Origin of the sequence: Duganella sp. BJB476 (genome assembly GCF_003416895.1) — a bacterium.
Classification (GTDB): domain Bacteria; phylum Pseudomonadota; class Gammaproteobacteria; order Burkholderiales; family Burkholderiaceae_D; genus Rugamonas.
In genome coordinates this window covers 1553257-1578790 of sequence record NZ_QVIO01000001.1, presented here as the reverse complement: position 1 = coordinate 1578790, position 25534 = coordinate 1553257, and the positions used below count along the sequence as shown (strand labels likewise).

Below are 25534 nucleotides of genomic sequence, written 5' to 3'. Positions count from 1 at the left end.
TAAGTGGGTATTCGGATCAGCGGATGTCCGCTTTGCCCTGGCCTTGGACGGCGTCCGACGGCGTGAAGAAATAGCCCACGAACAAGGTGTACATGCCGCGATTGGCCGTTTCCGGATTGGAGATCGTCACGCCGCTATTGTCGACATTGGTCGCGCGCGTCTGTCCGGGTTTGTGGGTCCAGCGGCCATCGCTGTCCTGACGATACCAATGGTAGTCAATGCCGGGAGCTACCACCAGCGCGATTTTGGTTTTGCCTTCCGGCGAAGTGCCGGTACTGGTGGTCGGCACCAGGCCGTCCGCCACGGCTGCGTTGTAGACCGCCGGACCGGTCATCGCGTAGCCCGTCACGCCGTGCGCGCGGCCTGGCTGGGCGAAGGTGTTGGTACGTTTGTTGTTGGCGTAGTTATAGCAGTTGTTATTCTGCTGGACGGTGCTGCCATCGTTCCAGAAAGTCGGCTGGTAGGATGGCGTCGAATAGATGGGCGGCGGCTGGACCGAGGTGTTGCTGGCCCACAGTTGCGCATTGCTGGCCGATTTAACGACCAGGTTGCCACTCGACAGCAGTTGCAGATAGGCGCCGGGATTGTTGTAGGTGCTGGTATGGAACAGGACTTCGGTGCCGTTGGGGCCGTAGACCACCAGGTTGCCGTCGCTTTGCATGACGGTGGTGGCGCCGGGATGGCCCCAGCTGCTGGTATGCCACAAGGGCGCATTGTCCGCCTGGCGGTATAAGACCAGGTTGCCGTCGCTCTGCATGACCAGGCGGACCAGGTTGTTGTCGACAGGCTTGATGAATTCATTGGCTTGCAGGGTCTCGCCGGCAACCAGTTTGTCCGTGTAACTGTGGGCTGCCGAGGCTTGCAGCGCGACGCTGCAAGCAACTACAGCGGCCGCGAAATGTAGCGGTTTGAAGCGCAGAGAAAGTGTTGATGCCATTATTTTTCCTATTTTTTGTGGGTTGAATTTGCATTTCACCAAAAATACGGCCATGGTCATTACGTTCCTTAATGCACCTAATCGCTGGCTTTAGGCTGGATTGTTTGCATCGAAAAAGTATAGGATGAACATATCTTTTTGTAAACATTAGATTTGATGCAATCTTGCCGAGGTTCACGTCCCAGTCAACGGCCTTTGCTGCAAAGCGAGAAGGGCGGATAATGGCGGATTATTTTGTGCAAAAATTGGAATTTACCCATGGAAATTAAGGTCAACTTTCTCGATAAGCTGCGTCTTGAAGCTAAATTCGATGATTTCACGGTCATCGCCGACCAGCCCATCCGCTACAAGGGCGATGGCTCGGCGCCTGGTCCGTTTGACTATTTTCTGGCCTCGTCGGCCTTGTGCGCCGCTTATTTTGTGAAGTTGTACTGCTCGACACGCAATATCCCTACCGACAATATCCGCCTGTCGCAGAACAATATTGTTGATCCAGAAAACCGCTACCAGCAGATCTTCAAGATCCAGGTTGAGTTGCCGAGCGATATCTCCGACAAGGACCGCGAAGGCATCTTGCGTTCGATCGACCGTTGCACGGTGAAGAAAGTGGTCCAGGCAGGACCCGAATTTGTGATTGAATCGGTGGAGAACCTGGACGCCGACGCCCAGGCCTTGCTGATGCTGAATCCGGCTTCGGAAGCGAGCACCTATATTGCCGGCAAGGATCTGCCGTTGGAGCAGACCATCGCCAATATGTCCGGTCTGCTGGCTGGACTGGGCATCAAGATTGAAATCGCTTCATGGCGCAATATCGTTCCCAATGTGTGGTCGCTGCATATCCGCGATGCGCACTCGCCAATGTGTTTCACCAACGGCAAGGGCGCGACCAAGGAAAGCGCGTTGGCGTCCGCCCTGGGCGAATATATCGAACGACTGAGCAACAATCACTTCTACGCCGGTACGTTCTGGGGCGAAGACATCGCCGAGGCGCCGTTTGTGCATTATCCGAACGAGCGCTGGTTCAAGCCGGGCCGCAAAGATGCACTGCCTGCTGAAATTCTGGATGAGTACTGCCTGGAAATCTACAATCCGGATGGCGAGCTGCGTGGCTCGCATCTGTACGACACTAATTCCGGCAATGTGGCGCGCGGCATCTGCTCGCTGCCGTATGTGCGGCAGTCGGATGGCGAGGTGGTGTATTTCCCGTCCAACCTGGTAGAAAACCTCTTCGTCAGCAACGGCATGAGCGCCGGCAATACGCTGGTCGAAGCCCAAGTGCAGTGCTTGTCGGAGATTTTCGAGAGGGCGGTCAAACGCGAAATTCTGGAAGGCGAGATCGCACTGCCGGACGTGCCGCAGGAAGTGTTGGCGAAATATCCTGGCATTCTGGCCGGCATCAAAGGGCTGGAAGAGCAGGGCTTCCCGGTGCTGGTAAAGGATGCGTCGCTGGGCGGCGAGTATCCGGTAATGTGCGTGACCTTGATGAATCCGCGCACCGGCGGCGTGTTCGCCTCGTTCGGCGCACACCCAAGCCTGGAAGTGGCGCTGGAACGCAGTCTGACGGAATTGCTGCAGGGCCGCAGTTTTGAAGGCCTGAATGATTTGCCACGGCCTACCTTCGTCAGCAACGCCGTCACTGAGCCAAACAATTTTGTTGAGCACTTCATCGATTCCAGCGGCATCGTCTCTTGGCGCTTCTTCAGCGCCAAGGCTGACTACGAATTTGTCGAATGGGATTTCTCCGGCCACGGTGAGAACTCCAATGCCGAGGAAGCCGCGACGCTGTTCGGCATCCTCGAAGGCATGGGTAAAGAAGTGTACGTAGCGGTGTACGACCAGTTGGGCGCCGCTGCCTGCCGCATCCTGGTGCCGGGCTATTCGGAAGTCTATCCAGTGGAAGATTTGATCTGGGATAACACCAACAAGGCACTGTCGTTCCGCTCCGACATCCTGAACTTGCATCGCCTGGATGATGCAAGCCTGGAAGCGCTGATTGAGCGTTTGGAGAACAGCGAGCTGGATGAGTACTCCGATATCGCCACCCTGATCGGCATCGAGTTTGACGAGAACACGGTCTGGGGCCAATTGACGGTGCTGGAGCTGAAGCTGTTGATACAACTCGTACTGCAGGACTTTGAAGCAGCGCAAGAGTTGGTGGAAGCCTTCCTGCAGTACAACGACAACACGCTCGATCGCGGATTGTTCTACCAGGCCTTGAATGCGGTGCTGGAGGTGGTCCTGGATGACGACATGGAACTGGACGATTACGTAGTCAATTTCCGCCGGATGTTTGGCGATGCACGCATGGACGCGGTGATCGGCTCAGTGGATGGCAGCGTGCGCTTCTTCGGCTTGACGCCGACCAGCATGAAACTGGAAGGGCTCGACCGGCACCAGCGCCTGATCGACAGCTACAAAAAGCTGCACGTAGCGCGCGCCAAGGCGCAGGCCGCATAGGATAGCCGTCGTACGCGAATCAAAGAGATTCGCGTACGACAGGGTGTTCCTGGATGCGCATTGCATCGTCATGCAGCGTGAATTCCAGCGCCTTGTTGCCTCCGTCACTTTCTGCGATGAACCGGGCTAACGGACCAAGAAAATCACGAAACTCTTCGCTTGTGCACGTGGGGAGATAGGTATTGAGTACACGTGGGTCGTAATAGCGAAAGGCAAGCAGTTTCCCGTCTTCTGTCTGAACGCGCAGGAATTTCTTTAGATGAAGGCGCTGTTCGGCTAGCGTGATGTCGGCCTTGGCAATGGTGAAGATTCCCCATGCTTTACCCCAGCCGCGTTTCAACAGTTCGGTGGTCGCCGGTGAGCCTAGCGGCAAATGCACGAGATAGGGCGCTGCAGCCTGTAGCCGAGGGTGCAGCTGCCCCGAAAACAAGCAGGTATGCTCCAAGCCGCTGGAGCGGACAAGGTTCGCAATGTCGGGATCGCGTGCGCCATCGAGTAGCCAGTGCACGTGCCAGTCTCCCAGTTCGGTGTCATCCGCCCAAAGCGTATTTTGTAGTGTGGCCTCATTCATTTGATGACTCCTGAGTTGCTCGCATTTTCTCGCATATCTCGCAGAATGGCGTTCCATTGCGCGCAGCCTGCTCCAACGTTTCAGCCTGCGCGATCTGATTGGCGGGGGATTCCGACGACTGCTCGGCAGCCTGGCGTGCTGCTTCGCAGATTTCGCAAAATGGCGTCCCATCCTTGGCGGCCTCCTCGAGAACTTCCGCCTGCGCAATCTGGTCAGCGGCAGATGCCGACTCTTCCGACTCCGTGATTGGAGACGTAGTACTGGCCTCTGTTGTTACCGCGGTCGCCGTCGGTTCCTGCACAGGTGATGGAATTGGGGACGACATATCGCTGAGCAGCGGCAGGGCGTCCACAGCGGCATCGGTCGCGCCGGCGGACGATGGACCGACCAGCCTTCCAGGAGCACCAAGCCGGCTGTGTTCTTCTACCACCACCACAGCGCCTGTGGCCATACGCCGCGCAAGTGCGTGCTGCCATCCGTCCACGCCCGAATGGGCGCCGGCCAACGATGGGCCAGAGCGTTGCAGAATCGACTTGAGTTCGGAGCGCGCACCTGGCTCTCCCATCCAATAGCGCAAATAGTCGAAAGCGTCGCCGGCCGAAGTGAAGCGGCGCCGGGTGCTTATCGCCTGTGACCGGCTCCATCCGCCTGGGCCGAAAGCCGTGTGCTCGGGTAGCCCCGGGGATTGGTAGAACAACACGCGTGTCGGGTGGCGCCAGAGGCTGGCAAGCGGATGCTGCATAAGGTGAAATCCCGACACTGAAATCGATTCGAGCAACTTAGTTCATTGTTAATCATATCCTAAAATCATTGTCGTGCAAAAACGAGGAATTTTAATTTTACTTTAGAGCGCTGAGGAGAGCCGCTTGGTACCGCTGGCCGATTCACAATTTCGCATAATTTATATTATGTCAAATAGCTAAAACTGTTGTAAATCAAAGCGTTATCCTCGTTTTCTTCAAAATTCCCCCGCCCTGCAACGTATTATGTCAAGCCCCTGAAACCGTGGATTACTGAGCAACAATCACCGGCTTCTCTTGGTTTAGATGTTTCCGCTGTTCATGCATTATATCAACATGACAACACGAACCCGCCGTAAGCCAAAATCCCCGCCGCCGCCAGCGGATTACCACTCCTACCAACTGCACCAGCCTGCCGTCGACCTGTTCGGTGAAGTACCCGTCACCGATGATGACCTCTACGACTGGGTGGCGTCCGTGTCCCCGGTGCACACCAATGAGCGCGGCTATGCGCTCTACGTGCAGCGCTACGACGTGGCTGGCAAGGTGCGTGCGGCGAAGCTGGCGCGCACCTTCGACGCCATCACGGCCCGCCGCCCGCCGCCATATCACGCCCGGCTTGCACTCCAGGCGATCATGTAAAAAACCCGGCGCTTGGCCGGGTCTGGTTACTTCTTTTTACGCTTGCGGAACGTGCCGTCTTTCCGGCGCGGCGGCGTGCGGCGCTTCATACCGCACCCGCCTTGGCTTCCAGCGCCTGCACGCGGGATTCCATCCGGCCAACCCAGCGCGCAGCCGCCCAGCCCTGTACCAGCACACCGCTCCCCAGCAGCATCTGCACGAAGTCCATCGCGCCCATTACTGCACGCCCTTTTCTGGCACGATGCCCGCCACGGTGCCAGCGATGGCCGTAGCGCCGTCCAGCAGGATATGGTACTGCGGCGGCACAAACATCTTGGCCGCTTGCAGGATGGCGGCGAAGCCCGCCCACGTACTCGCTTCTTTCAGTCGTTTCATCACTTCCCCTTAGTTTTGGCTTTCGCCGGTTCACATCATCGGGTTCCAAATTTGGACGCCGTTTTTGTAGTAGGTGCCGTACGGGTCGATGGCGGTGCCGTCATCGAAATACCGCCAGCCATTAGCGTCACCATTGACGTTAATTTCTTTCGCGCCGGGCGTGGTCGTGGAAGCGTTCGCGCCCTTCGGTTTCATCAGCAGGTAGACCCCGGCCAAGGCCAGCGCCACCAGCATGTACAACTCGTTGTTCTTCATTGCCATCACAGCCCCTTGTTGGCCGGGTCTATGTACCCGTGGATCGTGTAATCGATAAACGTGCTGGCCGGGCATGCAAAGCTCGCATCCCACGTCCGGCCCTCGCGCATCGCCTTCTCGCACTCGGTCTCGTCCGTGCGCGGCACGCCGAGGGCGTCACCCGCGCCCAGCACGACACCGGTTGCAGCATCCTTCACGGCATCGACGGTTGCCGTTGCGGCCGTCTGCGCGATGCTGCCGATGTTTTTCATCACCAGCACCACGGCCACGACGCCCAGCGCCGCCAGCACCAGTTCGGATTTAACGACGGACGCCATCATGCAAACAGCGACGTGCTGTAGTCGTCCGGCAGGTTCGGCCAGTCGTTACTGCCCATGTCCGTGCCCCAGCTATCCGCCGAGTCCTGAATCGCGCCGTTGTCCGGCAGCGGCAAGCGAGGCTGCACGTAGCCGGTGCCGCTGTTATTCGGGTTCTTCGAAATACCTTGCAGGAAGCCCACCAGCGCGCCGGAGGCAATTTGCGCTACCCCCGTGCCGACGTTGCCCGGAACGGAGCGTGGCGCGGTGCTGGCGTAGCCGGGCGTGCCATATGCAGGGCGTTTCATCAGCATGTACGCGCCGACGGCAATGCCGACGAGCAGCAAGGTGTTGTGGTTGTCCTGGCTCATGCGTAGTTGCCCCCGGCTTTCGCCAAAATGGTTGTGAAGTAGTCGACCGTTTCAGGCGGCGCGGCGTCGATGCCCTTGCGGGTCACGTTACCGATGCCCCAGTTGTACGCGGCCAGCGCACCGGCCCACGAGCCCGCCGAGCGGTACAGCTTGGCGAGGTAGCGCGCCGCGCCGGGAATGGCGGTGTCCGGGTCCAGCGCCGCGTCGATGCTGCCGAGTTCTTGCGCCGCCGTCGCTGGCATGAACTGGGCGATTCCCAGCGCGCCGACACGGGACCGCTTGGCCCCGGTGATGATGGCGTCGCTGTACCGGCTTTCCTTCCACAGCAGCCATGCGAGGATCGGCGCAGGCACGCCGAACTGGTCGGCGGCGTCGTTGATCGTGTCCTGATACGGGCCGGAGCCTGTCGGCCACCCGCTTACAATGCTGTTCATGTCTTCGATTCCATCGAGAATAATATTTGAGTCGTCGTCGCCCGCCGTCGTGCCGTCAGGCCGTGTTGCGGCGTAGATCACTACGGCGGCGACGACAGCGGCGGCGATGATCGTGCTTTGCTTCATTACAGGAGCGTGAATAAGACGGTCTTCACACACCGGTCTACCGCACTCGCGCTTACTTGCTGATTCAGATACAGGCCCTTACCCGCCGCGATCTTGATTCGTTGCCCCAGCATCTGATTCAGATTCTGCGCGGATATGCCGCCGCCGCCACCGCCGCCACAAACGCCCAGCATGACCGCATCGCCGTCCGTCCCACTGGCTGGCGCCGTAGCCTTCGCCAACAACGTGACCACGCAGGCACTGTTCGCACTTTGGGTAGATATGGCAATCTCCGCAAATTCGATATACGCACCGTTTGGGTTCTGTGCAGCCGAAAAAATTTGCGTGGCGGTTGCCGCAACGATGGTGGCGTCAATAAATGAGTTGGTATATTGCACAGTCGTCCCTGCAATGTTGAGCGGCGTAGAGGTATCCAGCTTGAGCAGCGTGGCGGGGTTCAGCGCCACATTGACAGGCGCGGCTAGGCTATTCGTGACCGTCACGGTGTTCGCGAAAGTGGCGTCCAGCGTGACCTTGTTCAGCGTGTTGGCGTCGTCAAACTCACCTGAGCCGATGATGATGCTGCCGGTCAGCGTCGCGGCAGGGTCGTATGGCTGGATCGTCCAGGCGTTCACCTGTTTGGTGATGCGGAAGCGCTGGCCGGGCCGCAATACGATCTGCGAACCGTTTTCCGGCGTTACCAGAATGCGGGTCTCGCCGTTGATCGGCGTGGTCGCGCCCGACTCGTACACGAACAGATCCGCATCGTTGAAGATCGTGCGGGTACGCAATACGACAGGGTCCAGTTTGAAATCGTAGCTTTGCATGTGTTCCTCAGGTCTTGAATGCGAAGGCCACGCCGACGACGGCAATCGCCACCAGCGCGTACATGATGTTTTTCGACTCGCCACCATCCTTCGCGGCGGCAAATGCGTCTGCGGTCTTGGTGATGGCCGAGCTGGCGAAGCCCAGCACGTCCGCGCTCGACTTCATAGAATTCGCGCCGCTCAGCGACGCCATGTTGAAGGCGGCGGCGACGGACTTCTGGTTGTCTGCAGAGATTTGTTTCAGCGCGTCCACAGAGCCATTCACTGCGCTGCCGCCGAAGGCAAAGGCGCTGTTTCCCAGCGTGGTCATGCCACCAAGCGCCGCCGCCACGCTGCCGAAGTCCGTGCTGCTGTAACTCACCGAACGATTGCTGTTGTCCGTGAACTGGGTGGAGTTGTCCGTGTTGCGCACGCTACTGTCCGAAAAATGCGTCGAACTATCTTTCGTGCTGCTGTCCGAAAAGTGCGTCGAACTGTCTTTTGTGCTGCTGTCGAGGAACGACGTGAGACTGGTGGTCGAACGGTTGCTGCTGTCCACAAACGACGTGTTGCTGGTCTGCGACCGGTCCACGACGTTGTTGTCGCCGGATAGCGCCACGGCCTGTTCCGACGCCACATTCCGCTTATCGACGCTGGTGGCGTTGTTCGTGACGTGGTTTGTGGTGGACGTGCTTGAGTCGCTTTCCGAGTCGCCACCGAAGTACATCGGCGCGATGGCGAACCAGAACAGCGCCTTCCAAAATTTGAAGATGCTCATGGGCGTAAATTCTTTCTCAAAAAGTAGGCACGGTTTTCCTTCTTCGTGACGTGGTAGCCGTGCCGCAATGCTTTGCGCACCAGCCCGCCGCGCTCGGTCCTGAACCCAACGGCATCGAACCCAGCGCCCTGCTGTTCCAGCAGGTTCAGGATGGCGGCGGTCAGGTCGAATTTCGCCTTGCCTGCCGCCGCCAGCACCCACAGCAACGAGCCATACGCGCCCAGAACGTAGGCCGCGACGACCGCCCCACCCTCGTCCATGATCTTGAACGTCGCCCCCTGCGCAATCAGGCTGTCCAGGCGGAACAGGTCTTCACTGTCCGTCTTTGGCGACTTGATCGCGGCCAGCAGATGAATGACCTCTGCCGGCGCGCACTGGGCGGCGCTGATCATCGCTTCAGCAGGACGTAGGCGACCACGGCAGCACCAGCGATCAGCATGGGCTGGCTCAGGCCAAGGCCGTCCAGCAGGCCCGCCGTCCGGCCGGTCTGCGATGTCTGGTTCGCATCCTTGTTGCCGGTGGCCGTCGTGCTGTTGCCGTCGCTGCGGTTGTTGACGACCCAGCCCGAATGATCGAAGTTGAACGGGTTCGCAATCGGCACTTCGACGCCCGCGTTCGATGACGAGCCCGAAGGCCCGCCGCCGCCAGCGGAAAACGACAGTGGTGGCATGCCAGCCATCAGCGCAGTACCAAGTAGGCCAGCCCCACCATCAGCAGCATGGTGGTGTTCTTGTTGGTGGCGGTGTTGGCGACAGGCGGGCGCACCAGCTGGCCGTCGTTGAATTTCTCATTGACGGATGCCGCGATACCGGCCTGCGCCGCGCCACGAATGCCATTGGCGAGGATCGCGTTCCAGTCCGTCGCACCGGACGCGGCGAACTGGTTCATCATGTCGGCGGGAATCTCCGACGTGTTCGCGTCGTCGCCGTACAGCGCGGAAACCGAGTATTGGCTCATGTCCGCCCCTTACAGATTGGTCGGCGTGTCCAGCACTTCCGCGATGACGTTCACCGTTGCGCCGCCCACGTCGCCCAGATAGGCGTTGAATTCGAAGGCGTCGTAGATTTGCACCACGTTGCCGCCGCCTTGATCGACGGCGCGCAGGGTCTTGATGTGCGCGTCGTGGTTGTTGTCCACCAAGAAGTCCGCGACGAAGGTGTTCGCCTGCGGCACTTTCTTAAACTGGCCTTGGTCGAAACGGTTGTCCAGATCGGTTTGATCGAAGAACACCAGACCGTTTTTCTTGCATTCCAGACGGTTGATGTTGCCGTTCGTGGTGGCGGTGAAGTTGGTGCCGTTATAGAACAGCCACAGGCGTTTCAACAGCGCGCCGCGCAGGTTCAGCGGCAAGGTGAACTTGCCCGCCGCCGACTGGGTGAAGCTGTACGGCAGGTACTTCAGCACCCACGGGTTTTTCTGGGACTGTTCGAAATAGCCGGTGGCCGCGATGGCCGGGGCCACTGCACCCGCGTTGACGTAGATTTCGATGAACACTTCGCCGATGGGCAGCATCGCCATCAGGTCGATGCCGCCGACTTCCTTGATGGGGAACACGGCCTGATCGCGCTCGGTGAAGTCCAGCAGCAGGTACTTCAAGTTGTCCTGGCCGTTCTTGTAGTTGTTCACCGCGTTGATCTGGTTGTACAGCACGTCCCAGATGACTTTCGGGCCGACCTTGACGCGGACGCGGTCAATCTTGGTCTTGTCGAAAGTGGTGCCGGACAGGGACAGCTTGATGCCTACCAGCGTGAAGTCCTCCGCAGGGATGCGGATGGTGGCGATGGAGCCCGGAGCGACGCCCACGGCTTGCAGGAGTGGTTTGTTCAGCATGTGATTTTCCGATTAAGCGAGTGCGGTCTGCACGAGGTTGCGGGTGGCCTGTACCTGATTCAGCGCCCAGATAACGGCCAGTGTCATGACGGCGGTTTTCACCGCTGTTTTCAGGTCGTCCATGACTTAGCTCGGCAGGAAGGGGTCGAGCGGGTTGTTCGGCATTTTGTTGTTGACGAACTTGGCGACGGCTACCACCGCCAGCACGAACAGCGCCTGTTTTACGTATGCGTTCATTTCAGCCTTTACGGGTTAAGTGTTCGAATCTCGGACGAGTTTTTTCAATGCCGGGATTCGGGAAATGACCAGCGCCGAAATGATGATTGCCGCCAGTGTGGCAAGCGTTTCTTGGCTGATTTTTTCGGGAGTCGGCAGATATTTCATGTAGCCAATTTACCGGCCCGACGCCACGAAAACTAGGTGCGCCGCCGTCTGTAGGCATACGCATATCCCTAGGCAGAAAATCAGGCGGTGGCCGTGGCTTTTCTGCTGCGCTTTTGCGACGGCATTACGTCATTTGTGGCGATTTGTTCTTCGCGTATCCGCCCGGTGATGGTGATATCGCCGCGCAGCAGCCTGCGGCCCTTGCGGTGCCATTCGATGTAGTGCAAGTCCTCAAGCTGGTTGATGGCGTCCGGGCTGATGTTCATCTTCGTGGCGATGGCCTTGCGGTGCGGCTCCTCGCCCAGCCAACCACAGTGCACCATCGTGGCATTGGACATGAACGACTTGTCCACCTGCGCCGGGAACTGGGAGCAGCCGATGACGTGCACGCCCTCATGGCGACCGGAGTTGCACATGCGCCGCCACAGCGGTGGCCCCCAGCTTGCCGTCGTGAAGTTCGAAAGTTCCTCAACGAGGAACACGCAGTTGCGCATGCCGTAGGCCAGTTGACATGCAAGGTCAAAGATGCGGGCGAAGTGTTCCGCGGTGCAGGACTTCGGGAACACATACCGGACCTTGAACGAGCCGTTGTCGCCCGCCGCCGTGACGGCCTGCGCCATCGCCTTGGCGCTGGTGACAGGCGTGGCGAATGCGCCGTACTCGTCCTGGGGATCAAGGATCAGGATGCGGCGCGGCTTGAGGCGCTTCAGTTCCGACTTGACCCACAGCCCCTTCCCTGTTCCCGACTGGCCCATGACGGCCCAGATCATGGCATCGTTATCGACCGCCATTGCCGCCCTCCGCTTCTTTCTTCGCTGCCGCTTCCTCTTCCGCTTTCTTGCGGGCCTTGTGGGCAATGAAGGCCGGAGCCCCGAAGCCGATGCAGCCGATCACCAGCATCAGCTCCGGCGACGCCCCCATGCCGTTCAGCCCGTATTTCTCAGCGACCGGGACAATCGCCGCCGCCAGTTCCAGACACTTGGCGTCCGTGTAGTGTTCGGCCACCTCCGGGTAGATCGTGGTGATCGCCCACGCTACGGTCTTCGGCACGAGGAACCATTCCATCGCCTTGGCGTTCGGGTCTTCCGCGACGATCTGGCCGCGACCGTCGAGCATGCCCGTTGCCGCCGCTTCGGCGTGCGCCGCCTCGCCCGCGTCGATGCCGCCCCCGGCGTTTATGAGCGCCTGCGCTTCCTGTTCTGTCATGGCGCGCTCCCGAACAGCAGGCCATCAAACACCTTGGCCTGTTTCTTCGGCGCTGGCGGTACTGGCGGCGGCGCTGGCAGCGTCATCGGGACCGGCAGCGGTATGACCGGCAACGGGTCTCCCGCTGGCGTGGTCGGCGCGCCCTCAGGGCGTGTCATACCCAGCAGATGGGCCGCTTGTTCGTCGCCCCGCGTGTGCAGCTGGATACCGCAGCCCGCGCAATGCACATACGGGTAGGCCGTCTTGCCCGCTTCCTTGTCGGTTTTCAGCTTGACCTGTGCCGCAGTGTGGCCGCAGCCTATCGGGCAAACGACGCGCCCCAGTGTTTTCGAAGCCATGTATTTTCTCCCTACTGTTTTGGATGCGCGCCGCGTCGAGGCGGCGCGCTTTGTGTTACGCGGCGGCGTCGCCCAGATGCGGAGCGACCAGCGCTTCAACCATGTGTTCCAGCGCCGTCACGCGGTCGGCCAGCGCCATGTCGTCCGGCGTCGCCGCCGCTGGCGCTGGGTCTTGGCCAGCACCCGGTGCGGTGGCCGGGTCGGAAGCCGGGGCCGCTGGCGCGTCGGCCACCACCTCCGTGGTTTTCACCATGTCGGCCACTTCGGTGCGGACCTCGCGGAATTCCGCCATCAGCGCGTCCGGGATGCGGTAGTTGTCCTCCCACCCGGTCAGTTTTGCCAGCAGCCATTTCAAGCGTTCGTTCATTGTTTTCCCTCTTCCATTTTTGACCGCAGATCGGTTAATTCGTCGCGCAGGCGGTCTAACTCCGCGCCGAAGTCCAGCAAAGCCTCTTTCAGTGCAGGCGGCGTGTACGCCTTCTGCACCATGCTCATAGCAGCCATGGCCGCCAGCATTTTTTTGAGCATCGTCATTCCCTTTGTGTGAATAGATCGGGGTTGTAGTCCCCGAATTTGTCGAAACAGTCGAAATCGAAGGAGCCGAACCACTCCGAATCGTCAAATGGCGGCACTTCCGCGCTGTACGCTGCCGCCGCCTCCCAGAACGGCGCATCGTCCGCCGTACAGTTATTTACAGGACTCCAAGGACCCCGAAGACCAACCCCAACGGCCAACCCCACACGCCGCCACTCGTAGCGAGTGCTGGCGTACTGGACGTGCGGAGCGCTGGCGCAGTAGATTCCGGTCGGTACATGGCGATCCACGAGGCCGTAGCGGCCCTCTACGGCCTTCAGACGTTCCGCCACGTGTATGCGGTAGTCCCTACCCTGCAAAACGCCGCCTTGAGCCCGTATGTAGACGGCATAGTCGGCTGGCTTGGTCACGACCACCTCCCCGTGTTCGTCCGTCGTCGTTTCGCGCTGGCATGCCAGCCATGCGGCCTTGACGTGGTCCGGGGCATCCGCGATCTTGTCGGCCTCTATACGGCGTGTTTCACGCCACGGCGTCACCGGAGGCGTTCCCACGAACTGGAACTGGCGGATGCCCCACACAGCGGCCCACGCCTCTACGCGCTGGGCAGGCGTTACCACTTCGCGCCCTACCCTCTTCGGCTTCGATATCGTGCCGTCCTCGTCCACGTGTTCCCCTACGTGTTCATCATCGAAATTCTTGCTGAGGTACTTGGCGAGGTAGCCCGTGGCCGAACCCTTGGCCGGGTCGATGGCTTCAGTTGCGACGCGGTGCGCGTGAGCGCCCGGCTCATCACCGTCCACGGCCAACGCGTGGCGCTTCAAATTCTTCGTGAATTGTTCGACGTGTTCCGGCGCCATAAACATGACCATGTGCCAGTGCGCGCAGCCGTCGTGATGCGGCTCCACCACGCGCAGGCCATAAGGCTGAATTCCGTCACGGTCGTTTTGCGCCCGCGTCCTCGCCCACACGTCGGTCAGGTGGTCCTGCGCATCACGGGGCGTCGCCCCCTGATAGTTCGGGTTGATCGTGTCCGACTTCGACAGGATCGCGTGAAACTTCGACGGGCATGTGAGCGTGACGAACAAACCCACGTCGGCGCGCTCTTTTGCGATGGCGTCGCACCCGGCGAAGCGCAGCATCAGTTCGCCCTTGCGCAACTTCTTGTTGCCCATGCCCTTGTCTGCCAAGTCGTCAAGCTGGTAGCGCTGGCCGTTTTCGTTTTCCATCGTGACAGCGGCCAGCGCCTTGCGGTTGCGCCGGTTTTGCGAAATGCGCTTTTGCACTGTCTCGTTACTGACGTACGCCCCGGCGCTACCAGACACGCGGCCCAGCCGGATTGCGGCGTGTTCAAACTTTCGATTGAAGACCTTGCGCAGGTTGCGACGCCACCAAGCCGGATCGGTGCAGCGGCGTATCACCTGCTGGTCGTCCTCTTCGCCTGGCGGTTCGATGCCGCGCACGCCGCAGATAAATTCCATGCGCTGGCGCAGGGTTGTCGCATCGTGGATCGTGGCGGCATTGCTGGCGCAGTCGTTCGCCCAGCGCTCGGCCAGCATGCAGATTTGTGCGTCGGTGGCGTCGAGGGGAATCTCGGAGTCCGTGAGGCCGTCCAGCATGGCGGCCAGCGTCTTGTAGCGCTCAGGCATGGGGCCGATTACACCGGCCTGTGCCGCCGACAGTTCGCGGTAGGCGCGGACGCCCCAGCTTTGAGGCAGTCCCTTGACGCTTCTACGTCCGTTCTCTTGCTGGATAACTGGCATCAGTGCAGCTGTGCCTTGGTGGCCGGCTCGTCGTCGCGCATGCAGCGCAGGGCCATGCCGATGTGCGATTCCAGCATGGTCAGCGCCATGGCGATCATGTGCCTCTCCCCCTTGCTGAAGGCGGTCAGCGGCTCATTGGCGCGATCACGCGGCAGGCGGGCGACCATCATCGCCACGACGCGGGCCGGAGGCGGCACGAGCAGCCAGAAGGCGGCGCGTTCCATTTCGCGGTCTTCGGCCTTGACCATGGCGGCGACTGCCGAGGGCGTCATCAGGGCGGCATTTTTCATGTCAGCGCTTTCTCAGGAGTTGCGTGCTGATCAGCTTTTCGATCACGTCGCTTTTCTTCAGGTCTTTGAACTTAAGCCACGCTTCGAACTTGGCGTGGAGTTCAGCGGGCAGCAGCACGGTCAGCGGCTTGACGCCTTGGCGGTCGCGGTAGGCTTGCTGGCGGGCGGCGGCGTTTTCGTGGAGGCGTGGACGGCCCCGCTTTTTCGTCACATGTGGCGCTTTGATGCCCGGCAGTTCGCCGGTCAGGTTGTCTTCGGGCTGGCGCATGGTCAGAATCCGCCGCCGACGAATTGCGGCTGGGCGACCACCAAGCGCTGCACGATCAAATCCAGCTTGTCGGCGTGGGCGTTGCAGTCGGCGGCGCGCAGGTTGGCTATTTCCTCATTCAGGCGGTTGATGTCGCGCAGGATCGCCCACCAGATGGCATTTTTGGTCGCGTCGTCCACGATCAGCCCCGGAGCAGGCCGAGGGCGGACAGGACCGGGCCGCAGGCGATCAGCGCGACGCTGATGATGGCGGCGATCATGTTTTCGCGGAATTCGTGGTTTTCTTTGTAAGATTGTGTAACTTGCACGGCGGACTCCCTAGGTCTGTTCCCTGAGGCAAAAACGTCGGGCGGACCCGTATGCCTACGGTATTTGCCTAGGGAGCGATGTGGTTTCCGCCCGACAAGACGGAATATATCGAGGGTCGTGAACTATGTCAAGGATAGTGATCGATCAAAGGTCGCGACCCTTGATACCTCACGGGTTGTGATGTACATTCCGTTTACTCCGCCTACGCCTAGGCGGGGCTAGCCCTAGGAGAGCTTAGATGAACACACTGGAATATCTGGACGCCGCCAAGGCGAAGCTAGGCATAGAGAGCGACTACGCCCTTGCCAAGAAGCTGAATTTGCGCGCATCGACCATCGCAGGCTACCGCGCCCGTGGCGGTCAGATGGACGATGACGTGGCTACCCGGCTGGCTGAAATTCTGGGAGTGCATCCCGGATTGGTGATGCTGGACATGCACCGCGCACGCGCAAAGACCCCTGCTGAGCAGTCTATTTGGCAAGAAATCTATAAGGGTTTTCTGTCACTGTTGCCACACGCTAAAACGGGCAAGGGCTTCTCCCCTGTCTGGTAGCAACAGTTAATTTTTTAGCTATACGATCTTAATAATTTATATTATGTAAAATATGAGCCGTCGCTTCCGTCGCTCTTTTCAGCCCCGCGCATCGACAACGTCGATCGTGGACCAGGCCTCCGCGTCCAGTTCTGGGAACAGCACCAGGCACGCTCCCTCCCCGGCAATCTTTTGGATACGGATGAATCCCGTGTCGTCCAGGAAGCCCTTGGCCACGCTGCCGTCCGGCATGCGCACCTCATACGCCGCATGCGGGATCGGCGAATCATCGTCACCCAGCAGCTCCAGCTCGATCCAGTGGGTGGGCGCCGCCGGCTGCTTCTGCAGCGGACATTCCTGCACCGCCGAACCCACCCGCTTGTCGCTAAACTCATTGGCCATCTGCCACCACCCTTGGCTGCCTGCTGGCCCACTCCGCAAAACGTCGCAGCTTATCTTCCGGCGCCACGCCCCAGGTAGTCAGGATCGACAGCGCCGGCCGAGGAAGATCGGGGGCGCAACTTCCCAAATGGTTCTTCAGCATTGTGACCAGTGCCGCCACATCGCGTTCTGTTTTCAGGTGAAACGACCGCGCCAGCGCCACGCCCGCTTGCACTTCCTGCAACAGCGCGTCGGCGTTCGCCCTTCCGGCCGTCGCAGCGCCGTCCTCCGTACCCGCAAGCTGCGTCCGCAACCGCACCATGAAATTCTCGAGCGCCATTGCCTCCAACACTATCATCTGGTCTTTTCGTACAGTGAACATTGCCGGTTCCCCGCTCTGTCGCTCAATAGTTAAAAGTCATCTGCTTGTTGCACGTTGGACAGGCGCGTATATGCGTCGCGCCGGGCGCGCCGGTGTAGTGTCCAGCGTAACGCGTGTGGTTGGCGGCATCCCAACACAAAGCCACGTTGCCACGCGGACTCGCGGGGTCTCCCTGCACCGCATTCAGGTGTGCATTCTGGGAGGTGTTGAAGCGGTGTCGCCATCCGTGCGATTCATACAGGCGCACGGCTGCCGGATGCGCATGTCCGACCCGTCCGAACTGCGCACTGGTCGATGCATACCCATGCTTATAAGGCGCGACTCGCGTCACCCCGTACGAGTACGCTATCTGGCCTAAGTTGACCGCGCCGCCGCCCGCCGCAGCCGCCAGGGCTCCGGCTACGGCAGCGGCTCGGGTGTTCATGGGTTCCATCGCCGCCACTATGATCTCAGCAGAAACGTTCAAGTGGTGCGCCACCACCCCTGCTGCCGTGTGCAGTGCTGCAAGCCGTAGCGTGTCCGCCCGCGTCGCCGGATATCCGGTGAAACCGGCCAAGATCGCAGCCGCATGCTGGCCCGGGTCGACCGGCGCGTCAGCGGCATGCCGGCGCGTCAGGCAGTTGGTCACCGTAGTCACGCACAGCGTGTCGTCGAACCTGCCAGGATCCATCAGGCTCGCTGCTGTGGCAGTCGCCTCGGCGATGTTGTCCGCTACCACCGCAGGCAAGCCGCTCAGAATGGCTTGCGCGTGCACGCAGCTATTCTCGTGCAGCAACCCTGTCGCAGCCAGTTCCGCCGCAGTAATCGCCGCGTCGTGTCCCAGCGGCACCGTAACGGCCTGCAGAAACGATCCCGGGTTGCACGCATCGGGATGCGCCCATCCTGCGAGAATGGCCCCGGCGCCTCGACGCCGGTAGCTTGCGAGCGCTGTGTGAGAGATGACCGCCGCCGCTGCCGTAAATGCCGCCCGCATGCGCAGGCCTTGGTTCGCGTCCAGCTGCATGGCGTGGGCGGCAACCCCATAGGTGTCCAGCAGTCCATTCACCACCGCTGTCACTGCCGGAGCGGCCAGCGCCGTTAAGGTTCCGACCGGCGTCCCCGGGTTCAGCGAGTTCCCCGCCAATGCCGCCTGGTTCACCACGTCCGCGGCTCCGGCGGCCGCCTGTGCCGCAGCGCTGTGCGGACTGCCCGGTGCCCACGGCATGGCGTCGGTCGTCAGGTAGCCGCCGTCGCTCTGGATCGACCCGTGATGGCCGGCCTGCATTCCCACCACGGCCGGCGGCGGGATGTCGTTTAGCGAGGGTACGTCCCAGCAGAACGCATCGCCGCAAAGCATCACAAACCGCTCGTTCGCGTGGTAGGGAGGAACTCCCGCCAACAGCTGCGGCGCGGTTCCGGCTCCCCACGCGGGGTGTTGCGCCGTCCACACCAGCGCCTCCCATTCCGCTGGTTCGACTCCCGCGGCGCGCAGGGCGTCAAATGCTGCGGCGGCCGCGTTCGACCGCGCCCTCGCCAGGGAAACAACACCTGCTACGGCAACCGCATTCACGGCGTTGTGTATGGCGTGCCCAGTTGCTATGCGCGTTGCGGCTCGCGGCGCCGCCGCCAAGATGTTGAACGGGGCCAGTGCAAGCATGCCTGTCAGTGCGACCTGGCCGGCCAACGGGTTCGCCACCGCATGCACTACCGCAGCGCGCACCGCAGCTGCAAACAGATTGCCGAGCGGGTTCATGGTGTTGGCATGCCTGCACAGGCCAAGGGCGGCACATACTGCATTGAGTACTGCGATCTGCACCGCATTGAGCACGGGGGCTGGCAGCGCGGCTACAGCAGCCACCGCCGCGCGGCCACGATTGCACACCGCCGAAATGCTGCCGCTTGCCGCGATTGCGGCGCCGGGCGCGGCTGCGCCGACCATGCCGCCGTCCTCCACGCAGACAAACGCCGCCAGGCCACCGCGGTTCGATGCGTCGCCGTTACAGCGCTCCACAAAGCCCCAGGGGAACCGCAGATGCCGCCGCGCCCCTCCTCGTGGAAACAGGTATGCAATACCTCCCGCCGCAGTGATCTTCGCAATGCGCTTGGTGGCGCGTGTTGAAGACAGCTCCTGCGGCAGAATCCAGCGCAAGCCCCGGCTGTCGGGCATCTTGGAAATCATGTTCACATGGTCAGAGTCCATCGAAGAGATGATGATCGTCGGACGGTCGCAGAAACATAGATCCGGCAGCGTTTCAACGCCCAAAACGGTCGGGGCAAAGGCGTTATTAATGGTCCATCCGAAATCGAAATACGCTACTATCCGGCCATCGCTGCCCGAAATCATGTTCAGGCCGCCCTGCCCTACGTTTACCACGCCTACAAACGGCCGGTGGCCGCCTGCGGCAGCCATAGTGTTCGGCCCCGGGTGTCCGCCGTAGGCCAGCGGCGCGGCACACCTTTCGCGCCGGTCCGCTACCGGCAGCCGCAGGCCGCCCGGCCCCGCGGCTGCTCCGTACGGCTGCAGCCCAGCCGTCAGTGATCGCAGCTCCGCGGTTGCGGCGGCGAGCCACTCCCGCACCACACCCACATGTGGCTGCATCTGCACCGCTTCCCAAAGCCGTATCCGGCTCGAGGACTTCTCCCGCAGCCATTCCCGCGCACCGTCCCACGCGCCCTTCAACGCCCGGCAAAACGGGGCGCGGTTTTCCAGGCTTTTGATTGCGTACGGCCCTTGGAACATCTCTGACATCCCGCTCCCGGGCTGCGCATCCTCCATGTCCACTTCGGGCGGTTCCTCTGGCGCGTCCAGGTTCACCTCAATGGCCGGGTCGCCGGCTTCCGGCGGCTCGAAATTCGGAAAATTGATAGCTGTTAGAAACTCGTGAGTTCCCGGCGTCATTCGCCGCAACCATCCCAGCTGCGCCTGAGCGAGTCGTGCAGTTCCGTCCTCGGCCGCGTCGTCGAAGAAAAAGAACCCATGCGTTTCTTCGTCCGGATCGTCGGGACGTCCTACCAAGATCAGCTCAAACCATTGCGCTTCCTTGGGGCTATCGATCTTCGCCTGCCGCAGGTAGCCCGGGTCCACCAGGCACTCATAAATGCCTTCCTCAGGGTTCATCTTTACCAGGTCCGCGGCAAACTGCTGGTGTACCGCGGACAGCGCATACCGGCCCGGGTGCGTCGACGCAGCCCATGCGTCGTTGAACGCTCTGCCCTGCAGGAATTGGATGACCCACTCAAACCGCCTGTCGCGCTGCATCTCGGCCACCCGGGCGTCCACCCAATCTGCATTCACGCACTCAAACTGCAAGTACCAGTACGAATGCGGGTCCTGCAGCGTGCGCTCGTTCATGGGCGCGCCTTCGATGTTCTGCAAAAAACCGTAAAACCTGGGCGACTTGGCAAGTGTGTTCTCGTTCAAGCCGCGGCGTACTCGCACCGTCTTCGGCGCGCGCCTCGCTTGCTTCTCTAAACCCTCCAGAAACCGCTTCTCCAGCGCCGCCCTCGCCTCCTCCTGCGTCAACCCGCGCCACATTGGCGAGAGACTCTCGCGCAAACTCCCTCGTTTCGTTTTCACTTTAGGCATTCGCTGTCGCACTCCAATGTGTGTATTGCGCCTCGATCGCGGCGACGGTCGTCTCGTCCAGCGCAAAGGTCGGCTCCAGGAAGCGGTCCACCTGGAACGCGCCGATTGCCGTGCGGATCTGCTCTTCCACCTCGGTTGCCTCGGACAGGTAGCCGAGGTTCAGCAGGTGCGCCATAGCCCCGGGCAAGGTCGACGCGGGTTGCAGGGCGCCCAACTGTAGCTCGTATGTGTCGTCACCGATGTACAGAGTCGCGCTTTGTGCGCCCGGCGCAATCCACTCATCAAGCAATCCGTCCGGGTCGGTCGTCCCGTCCCGGCGCTCCCCGTTCACCACAAGGATGTACGGCTGATTCGCCATGACCTCGGAAATGTCGACCATGCGCAGCCGCAGCTTCTCCGGCACGCCCTTTCGGCGAAAGCGGTGGCGCCGGTTCACCGCGCAAGCCTCTTCCTTTGCCTTGAGCGGAGGCACGGTGATCCGGTCGCCTTCCCGCAACACGTGCGCGTCGCGGTGTCCCTGCAACACGTCCTTGTTCGCCGGTAGCTCTTGAAGGGTTTCCCAGAAGTGGCCGGTCGCCTCAGCGATCGACCCCAGGCACATCCCGCTGGTCACCACCTGGTCGCCATCGCCTCGGGCGGGTTCCAGATGCTCGTCGGCGGTCCTGGGCACGAACTGTCGCAACGGTCCATTCTCGCGCCTGTCCGCCGCCACGCCGGGACTGTCGTCCCCGTTCAACGCCGCGAAATCGGACGTTGTGCCGGTGGAGGGGGCGGTGGTTGTCATGTGCCCATTATTGCAGCAAAGCTCCCACGGCACAATTGGTGTTGCGCGGCACGCCACGACCACTGTCCAAGGCAGGCTGACGAACAGCCCGCACCAGGCGGGCGGCGCATCAGCCCGGCGTGGCGAACACCGGATCGCGCAAGCCCTGCACGCTTGGCGCTTCCGCTGCGCCGTCCATGTCGAGAATGACGATTTCGTTGTCCCCCTGGCGTAGCCACGGTGCAGGCAGGAACAGGCTTTGTTGCGGACCGATGCGCCAATAGCGCCCGAGGTGGTGGCCGTTGACCCAGACGTGGCCTTTGCCGAGCGCGCGCGTGTCGAGGAAGGTGCTGCCGCTCGCGCTGGTGCTGAAATGACCGCGCCAGAAAGTGGGGCCGCGCTTCGCCGGCGCACCACGCGCAAAGCGCAGTCCGGACACATCGGCCAGCGGCATGGGGAACACTTCCCAGTCCAGCAGCGGCTTGTCGCCCAGCGACACGGAGCGCGTCAGACCCTTGCGCTCGTCCGCCAACATCGGACCAAAATTGACGCGGCCCATGTTCTCGACCACCACATCCAGCGTGCTGCCCGCCGCAAGCTCAAGCTCCGTCACATGCTCGTCGCGCCGGCGATCCAGCGTGGCGAAGGTGGCGCCGTCCGCCAGCACATGGGCGTAGTCGCGGACCGCACCCAGATCCAGCTTGCCGGACGCACCCTCGGCAAAGCGCTTGCGGTAGACGATGAGGCCGTAGCCCTGTCCATACGCTTCCATATTGCGGGCCAGATGGGATGCAATCGGCTTGGGCAGCGCATCGACCAGCGCCACGGATTCGTCCAATGTGAAGCGCGGTACGGCGATGGTGGCGGTCTGCGTGGGCAGGTCCGGCAGACGTTCGCCAGGCGCCAGATGGCGTTCTATCGCGGCGCGAATGGCGTAGAACTTGGGCGTGGGCCGGCCAGCTTCGTCGATGGCGGCGTCGTAATCGTAGCTGGTGGTATCCGGCTGATAAGTCGTGCCGTGGCCGTTGGCGCCGGGCTGCCAGCCGAAGCTGGTGCCGCCGTGCGCCATGTACAGATTGAAGGAGATGCCCTGCCCCAGCATCCAGTCCACCGCGTCGCCGGCCAGCTTGGGGCTGACCTGATGGCGGCGCTCGCCCCAATGGTCGAACCAGCCGGCCCAGTATTCTCCGGCCATGCGCGGCGTGTTCGGGCGGAAGGCGGCCAACTGCGCGAAGGCGTCCTTCACCTCATCCACCGTGCCGTTGAAATTGACCACTGGCGTCAGGCCAGGCAAAGTGCCGCGGTCGAGCAGCGTTGGGTCGGGGCCATCCGACGTGAACAGTGGCAGATCGAAACCGGCGTCGATCAGCTGTTTCTGGATGGTGGCCATGTAGGCGTGGTCTTCGCCGTAGGAGCCGTACTCGTTCTCCACCTGCGTCATCAGGATCGGGCCGCCGCGCGTGGACAGCAGCGGCGCCACTTCCTGTTGCACGCGCTTGAAGTAGCGCGCCGTCGCTTCGAGGAAGCGCGGATCCATGCTGCGCACCCGCAAGCCCGGCGTGCGCAGCAGCCAGGCGGGAAAGCCGCCGAAGTCCAGCTCGGCGCAGACATAGGGGCCGGGTCGCAGCACCACATTCAAGCCGACCTCGCGCGCGGTGCGGATGAAGGCGGCGAGGTCCAGGTTGTCGCTGAAGTCAAAGTGGCCCGGTTCGGGTTCATGCAAATTCCAGAAAACGTAGGTGGTGACAGTATTGAGGCCCATGGCCCGCACCTGCTGCAAGCGCTCGCGCCAGAATGCGCGGGGAATGCGGGCATAGTGCATTTCCCCGGCGCGGATGACGTAGGGCTTGCCGTCCAGCTCGAAGTGATCTCCCGCCACGGAAAAATGTGGCGCGGCCGCCTGAGCGCCCAGTGCCGTCATCATGATGCCCAGTGCGGCAAGTCGTTTCATGTTTTTGTATTGCAATGCAGTCTCCCGAAAGGATTGAAACGTAAACATAAGACCATAACGAAAGCAATTGCGTCAATAGCGAAATATATTTTCTGAAAAGCGAAACGTATGGCGAAAGTTTTCTTACGATTTGAAGGCCGCACGGAACAGAGTATTATTGCAATGATCGGAGGAATGTATATGAGCGCTCGCCGTACCATCATTGCATTACCACTGTTATTGGCATGCTTGCCGTTCGGCGCCTCCGCCGCGCCGGTCCGGCGACTGCTGGTCGTCGATACACAAAGGACAGAGCCGTATATCACCATCACGGGCGCCATGCTCGATTCGCTTGCCGGCTACGGCTTCGTCGTCGGGCGTAACCTTGAAGTCGAGCGCTATTCGCTCTCACAGTTCGAGGGCGCGGCCACGCACATCTGGGAACTCAAGCATGGAGCGAGCTTTGACGTGGTGTATATCGCCGGCACCATCGCGGCCCAGGCATTTGTAAAAATTGCGGCCGAGCACCCGAACAGCCGTTTCGTCTTCGCTTCGGTCACCGATCCGGTCGGCCTGGGATTGGTCGACGGTTTCGGCATGGCGCCGACCAGGAATATCACCGGCGTTTCTTTCCCAGTGCCGGTCAAGGATCGCTTGCGATTCGTACGGCGGCTCATGCCGCGTGCCCGTACCATCGGCCTGATTCATGGCGACATGCCGCAGTCGGTGAGCTACCGTGCATGGCTGGAAAAGCTGCTGGCCAGTGAGCCGGAGTTTAAGGATTTGAAGATCATCTACCGGAGCGTCAAGTTCGTCAGGGGGGACAACGGCACGCAACGCATGGCTATGCAATCCGTGCCGCTGATCGAAGAGCTGAACAGCCAGGTCGACCTGTTTCTCGCACCGAACGATCAGATGGGGATCAATCCGGAGTTTGCGCGCACGATGGCAAAACATGCGAACAAACCACTGGTCGGCATCATTGAACCGGATGCCGGCGCGGGCTGGGGCGCGACCATGTGCATCTACCCATCGCTGCCAGGCATGGGGCAACAAGCGGGAAAAATGATCGCCCGCTTGCTCGCCGGCGAGCCCATAGCCGCGATTCCGGCCGAGACGCCGGCCAGGATAGGCGTAGCCTTCGACTTCAAACTGATCAAGCACTTTGGCATCACAGTCCCCTCCGACATGATCACGAAGTGAAATTCTGAAGGCGCGCAACACTTTCCTCGCTGAATACTTGATCGCCATCACTACACGGTGTAACGTAAAACCAATAAAGCCGCTCCCTGCGTCTTAGCCGGAGACCAAACATGAAAATGTTGCGTGCGATGCTAATTCCGTTGGCCTGCGTCATGCAGCAGGCTGCGGCCCAAAGCGCGGTCAGCCTGTATGGCGTGGTCGACCTTGCCATCGTCGCCGACCGCGACTCGGGCAAGTCGACCACCGCGGTCAATAGCGGCCAGCAAACGGCCTCCCGCTTCGGCATCAAAGGCGACGAAGACCTCGGCGGCGGCATGCGCGCCAGCTTTGTGGTCGAGTCCCAGATCGAAGCCGACACCGGCAATCCATCCTTCGCCGGACGCACGTTTGGCAGCCAGAGCTGGGTTGGACTGTCCGGCAATTTCGGCAGCATCAAGCTGGGCCGGATGTTCACGCCCTACTTCGGCGCCATCGCCACCAACGATCCCTTCGATGCCAAGGGACCGGGCGAGTCGACACGGGTGTTCCAGGATTCCGGTGTGCGCATGGACAACACGGTAAAGTACTCGCTGCCGGATCTGCAAGGCTTCTATGCCGACCTGGCCTACGGCGCCGGCGAGGTGGCCGGCAATGCCGCGGCGAATCGCCAGGTCAGCGCCGATGCCGGCTATGCGGCGGGGCCGTTGAATGTCGAACTGGCGTATCACGACACCAACGATGCACTCGGCGTCCGGGCGGCGCGCAGCACCCTGGTGGCGGGCAATTACGACTTCGGTCCGCTGCGGGGCTGGATGGTGCTGGCGCGCAGCCGCAATGCCACCACCCTCGATACCCGCGATACGCTGGTCGGCGTCAGCATCCCGTTTAGCCGCAGCCTGATCGCCGCCGATGTGGTCCACAAGACCGACCGCATCATCCGCAACGCGAATGCCACCCAGCTGGCGCTGGGCTATTACTACACACTTTCAAAGCGGACCAATTTGTATGTCGTCAGTTCGAATTTACGCAACGGCAGCGCCGCAAGCTACCAGGCCGCGCTGCCAGGCGGCACCCGCCGGCTGGTCTCAGCTGGCATGCGGCATCAATTTTAAGC

General features: G+C 61.2%; 36 protein-coding genes. 5 read left to right on the top strand and 31 right to left on the bottom strand.

Features of this window, described 5'->3' with window-relative positions; all coding sequences use genetic code 11:
• Positions 1–16: 16 nt before the first annotated feature.
• A complete protein-coding gene (locus D0T21_RS06945) occupies positions 17–937 on the bottom strand; it encodes a hypothetical protein (protein ID WP_158567975.1) in 921 nt (306 codons plus the stop codon).
• Between the two features lie 258 nt (positions 938–1195).
• Between D0T21_RS06945 and D0T21_RS06940 the strand changes: the two genes are divergently transcribed.
• Complete coding sequence (locus tag D0T21_RS06940; protein ID WP_116993919.1) at positions 1196–3394, top strand: OsmC domain/YcaO domain-containing protein; 2199 nt, start codon at positions 1196–1198, stop codon at positions 3392–3394.
• 19 nt (positions 3395–3413) lie between these two features.
• Here D0T21_RS06940 and D0T21_RS06935 read toward each other — a convergent pair whose 3' ends face one another.
• Entirely contained in the window at positions 3414–3965 is a 552-nt protein-coding gene (locus tag D0T21_RS06935; protein WP_158567974.1) for a DUF4123 domain-containing protein, read from the bottom strand.
• A complete protein-coding gene (locus D0T21_RS32010; RefSeq protein ID WP_158567973.1) occupies positions 3958–4743 on the bottom strand; it encodes a hypothetical protein in 786 nt (261 codons plus the stop codon). Before D0T21_RS32010 ends, D0T21_RS06935 begins: the two co-directional genes overlap by 8 nt.
• 268 nt (positions 4744–5011) lie before the next feature.
• Here D0T21_RS32010 and D0T21_RS06930 point away from each other — a divergent pair, with 268 nt between their 5' ends.
• Positions 5012–5347 (top strand): hypothetical protein, encoded by a 336-nt coding sequence (locus tag D0T21_RS06930; protein ID WP_116994307.1) that lies wholly within the window; start codon positions 5012–5014, stop codon positions 5345–5347.
• Positions 5348–5432: 85 nt separating this feature from the next.
• On the opposite strand, the gene D0T21_RS32715 is transcribed toward D0T21_RS06930, so the two are convergent.
• The 23 genes from D0T21_RS32715 to D0T21_RS32705 form a co-directional block, all read right to left on the bottom strand.
• Positions 5433–5564, bottom strand: coding sequence for a hypothetical protein (locus D0T21_RS32715; RefSeq protein WP_301546323.1), 132 nt, complete (start codon positions 5562–5564; stop codon positions 5433–5435).
• Positions 5564–5722: a hypothetical protein gene (locus tag D0T21_RS32005; protein WP_158567972.1), complete on the bottom strand. Its 159-nt coding sequence runs from the start codon at positions 5720–5722 to the stop codon at positions 5564–5566. Before D0T21_RS32005 ends, D0T21_RS32715 begins: the two co-directional genes overlap by 1 nt.
• Positions 5723–5752: 30 nt before the next feature.
• On the bottom strand, positions 5753–5983 hold the full coding sequence (locus tag D0T21_RS06925; protein WP_116994306.1) for a hypothetical protein: 231 nt from the start codon (positions 5981–5983) through the stop codon (positions 5753–5755).
• Positions 5983–6297, bottom strand: a complete 315-nt coding sequence (locus tag D0T21_RS06920) for a hypothetical protein (RefSeq protein WP_147328035.1) — start codon at positions 6295–6297, stop codon at positions 5983–5985. Before D0T21_RS06920 ends, D0T21_RS06925 begins: the two co-directional genes overlap by 1 nt.
• Positions 6294–6644: a hypothetical protein gene (locus D0T21_RS06915; RefSeq protein ID WP_116994304.1), complete on the bottom strand. Its 351-nt coding sequence runs from the start codon at positions 6642–6644 to the stop codon at positions 6294–6296. The genes D0T21_RS06920 and D0T21_RS06915 overlap by 4 nt, the downstream gene beginning before the upstream one ends.
• Complete coding sequence (locus D0T21_RS06910; protein ID WP_116994303.1) at positions 6641–7204, bottom strand: lytic transglycosylase domain-containing protein; 564 nt, start codon at positions 7202–7204, stop codon at positions 6641–6643. The genes D0T21_RS06915 and D0T21_RS06910 overlap by 4 nt, the downstream gene beginning before the upstream one ends.
• Positions 7204–8010: a hypothetical protein gene (locus D0T21_RS06905; RefSeq protein ID WP_116994302.1), complete on the bottom strand. Its 807-nt coding sequence runs from the start codon at positions 8008–8010 to the stop codon at positions 7204–7206. The genes D0T21_RS06910 and D0T21_RS06905 overlap by 1 nt, the downstream gene beginning before the upstream one ends.
• A gap of 7 nt (positions 8011–8017) precedes the next feature.
• Positions 8018–8767, bottom strand: a complete 750-nt coding sequence (locus tag D0T21_RS06900) for a hypothetical protein (protein ID WP_116994301.1) — start codon at positions 8765–8767, stop codon at positions 8018–8020.
• Positions 8764–9159: a hypothetical protein gene (locus D0T21_RS06895; protein ID WP_116994300.1), complete on the bottom strand. Its 396-nt coding sequence runs from the start codon at positions 9157–9159 to the stop codon at positions 8764–8766. Before D0T21_RS06895 ends, D0T21_RS06900 begins: the two co-directional genes overlap by 4 nt.
• Positions 9156–9368, bottom strand: a complete 213-nt coding sequence (locus tag D0T21_RS06890; RefSeq protein ID WP_147328034.1) for a hypothetical protein — start codon at positions 9366–9368, stop codon at positions 9156–9158. Before D0T21_RS06890 ends, D0T21_RS06895 begins: the two co-directional genes overlap by 4 nt.
• Positions 9369–9445: 77 nt before the next feature.
• Positions 9446–9724 carry a hypothetical protein gene (locus D0T21_RS06885; protein ID WP_116994298.1) on the bottom strand — a complete coding sequence of 93 codons (279 nt, stop codon included), beginning with the start codon at positions 9722–9724 and terminating at the stop codon, positions 9446–9448.
• Positions 9725–9733: 9 nt separating this feature from the next.
• On the bottom strand, positions 9734–10597 hold the full coding sequence (locus tag D0T21_RS06880; protein ID WP_116994297.1) for a major capsid protein P2: 864 nt from the start codon (positions 10595–10597) through the stop codon (positions 9734–9736).
• A gap of 252 nt (positions 10598–10849) precedes the next feature.
• Positions 10850–10981 (bottom strand): hypothetical protein, encoded by a 132-nt coding sequence (locus tag D0T21_RS32710; protein WP_301546322.1) that lies wholly within the window; start codon positions 10979–10981, stop codon positions 10850–10852.
• 80 nt (positions 10982–11061) lie between these two features.
• Positions 11062–11772 carry an ATP-binding protein gene (locus D0T21_RS06875; protein ID WP_229211364.1) on the bottom strand — a complete coding sequence of 237 codons (711 nt, stop codon included), beginning with the start codon at positions 11770–11772 and terminating at the stop codon, positions 11062–11064.
• Positions 11759–12187, bottom strand: coding sequence for a hypothetical protein (locus tag D0T21_RS06870; protein WP_116994296.1), 429 nt, complete (start codon positions 12185–12187; stop codon positions 11759–11761). Before D0T21_RS06870 ends, D0T21_RS06875 begins: the two co-directional genes overlap by 14 nt.
• On the bottom strand, positions 12184–12525 hold the full coding sequence (locus tag D0T21_RS06865; protein ID WP_116994295.1) for a hypothetical protein: 342 nt from the start codon (positions 12523–12525) through the stop codon (positions 12184–12186). The genes D0T21_RS06870 and D0T21_RS06865 overlap by 4 nt, the downstream gene beginning before the upstream one ends.
• A gap of 55 nt (positions 12526–12580) precedes the next feature.
• Positions 12581–12892: a hypothetical protein gene (locus D0T21_RS06860; protein ID WP_116994294.1), complete on the bottom strand. Its 312-nt coding sequence runs from the start codon at positions 12890–12892 to the stop codon at positions 12581–12583.
• Entirely contained in the window at positions 12889–13059 is a 171-nt protein-coding gene (locus D0T21_RS32000; RefSeq protein ID WP_158567971.1) for a hypothetical protein, read from the bottom strand. The genes D0T21_RS06860 and D0T21_RS32000 overlap by 4 nt, the downstream gene beginning before the upstream one ends.
• Positions 13056–14705: a replication endonuclease gene (locus tag D0T21_RS06855; RefSeq protein WP_229211363.1), complete on the bottom strand. Its 1650-nt coding sequence runs from the start codon at positions 14703–14705 to the stop codon at positions 13056–13058. The genes D0T21_RS32000 and D0T21_RS06855 overlap by 4 nt, the downstream gene beginning before the upstream one ends.
• Positions 14706–14818: 113 nt before the next feature.
• The gene (locus D0T21_RS06850; protein WP_116994292.1) at positions 14819–15109 is read right to left on the bottom strand and encodes a hypothetical protein; all 291 of its coding nucleotides are present in this window, start codon (positions 15107–15109) and stop codon (positions 14819–14821) included.
• A 1-nt stretch (position 15110) separates the two neighbouring features.
• Positions 15111–15377 (bottom strand): hypothetical protein, encoded by a 267-nt coding sequence (locus tag D0T21_RS06845; RefSeq protein ID WP_116994291.1) that lies wholly within the window; start codon positions 15375–15377, stop codon positions 15111–15113.
• Between the two features lie 2 nt (positions 15378–15379).
• Complete coding sequence (locus D0T21_RS31995) at positions 15380–15556, bottom strand: hypothetical protein (RefSeq protein WP_158567970.1); 177 nt, start codon at positions 15554–15556, stop codon at positions 15380–15382.
• Between the two features lie 2 nt (positions 15557–15558).
• Complete coding sequence (locus tag D0T21_RS32705; RefSeq protein ID WP_301546321.1) at positions 15559–15684, bottom strand: hypothetical protein; 126 nt, start codon at positions 15682–15684, stop codon at positions 15559–15561.
• Positions 15685–15923: 239 nt separating this feature from the next.
• Here D0T21_RS32705 and D0T21_RS06840 point away from each other — a divergent pair, with 239 nt between their 5' ends.
• Positions 15924–16238 (top strand): hypothetical protein, encoded by a 315-nt coding sequence (locus tag D0T21_RS06840; RefSeq protein WP_116994290.1) that lies wholly within the window; start codon positions 15924–15926, stop codon positions 16236–16238.
• A 78-nt stretch (positions 16239–16316) separates the two neighbouring features.
• Here D0T21_RS06840 and D0T21_RS06835 read toward each other — a convergent pair whose 3' ends face one another.
• The 5 genes from D0T21_RS06835 to D0T21_RS06815 form a co-directional block, all read right to left on the bottom strand.
• Positions 16317–16619 carry a hypothetical protein gene (locus D0T21_RS06835; RefSeq protein ID WP_116989288.1) on the bottom strand — a complete coding sequence of 101 codons (303 nt, stop codon included), beginning with the start codon at positions 16617–16619 and terminating at the stop codon, positions 16317–16319.
• Positions 16609–16980 carry a hypothetical protein gene (locus D0T21_RS06830; protein ID WP_116989287.1) on the bottom strand — a complete coding sequence of 124 codons (372 nt, stop codon included), beginning with the start codon at positions 16978–16980 and terminating at the stop codon, positions 16609–16611. Before D0T21_RS06830 ends, D0T21_RS06835 begins: the two co-directional genes overlap by 11 nt.
• Positions 16981–17002: 22 nt before the next feature.
• Entirely contained in the window at positions 17003–20545 is a 3543-nt protein-coding gene (locus D0T21_RS06825) for a hypothetical protein (RefSeq protein WP_147328033.1), read from the bottom strand.
• Positions 20538–21329 carry a hypothetical protein gene (locus tag D0T21_RS06820; protein ID WP_116989285.1) on the bottom strand — a complete coding sequence of 264 codons (792 nt, stop codon included), beginning with the start codon at positions 21327–21329 and terminating at the stop codon, positions 20538–20540. Before D0T21_RS06820 ends, D0T21_RS06825 begins: the two co-directional genes overlap by 8 nt.
• A 109-nt stretch (positions 21330–21438) precedes the next feature.
• Positions 21439–23259, bottom strand: coding sequence for a glycoside hydrolase family 35 protein (locus D0T21_RS06815; RefSeq protein ID WP_158567969.1), 1821 nt, complete (start codon positions 23257–23259; stop codon positions 21439–21441).
• 108 nt (positions 23260–23367) lie between these two features.
• Between D0T21_RS06815 and D0T21_RS06810 the strand changes: the two genes are divergently transcribed.
• Together D0T21_RS06810 and D0T21_RS06805 are read left to right on the top strand one after the other, a co-directional pair.
• Positions 23368–24441: an ABC transporter substrate-binding protein gene (locus D0T21_RS06810; protein WP_116989283.1), complete on the top strand. Its 1074-nt coding sequence runs from the start codon at positions 23368–23370 to the stop codon at positions 24439–24441.
• A gap of 110 nt (positions 24442–24551) precedes the next feature.
• Positions 24552–25532, top strand: a complete 981-nt coding sequence (locus D0T21_RS06805) for a porin (RefSeq protein ID WP_116989282.1) — start codon at positions 24552–24554, stop codon at positions 25530–25532.
• Positions 25533–25534 lie beyond the last annotated feature (2 nt).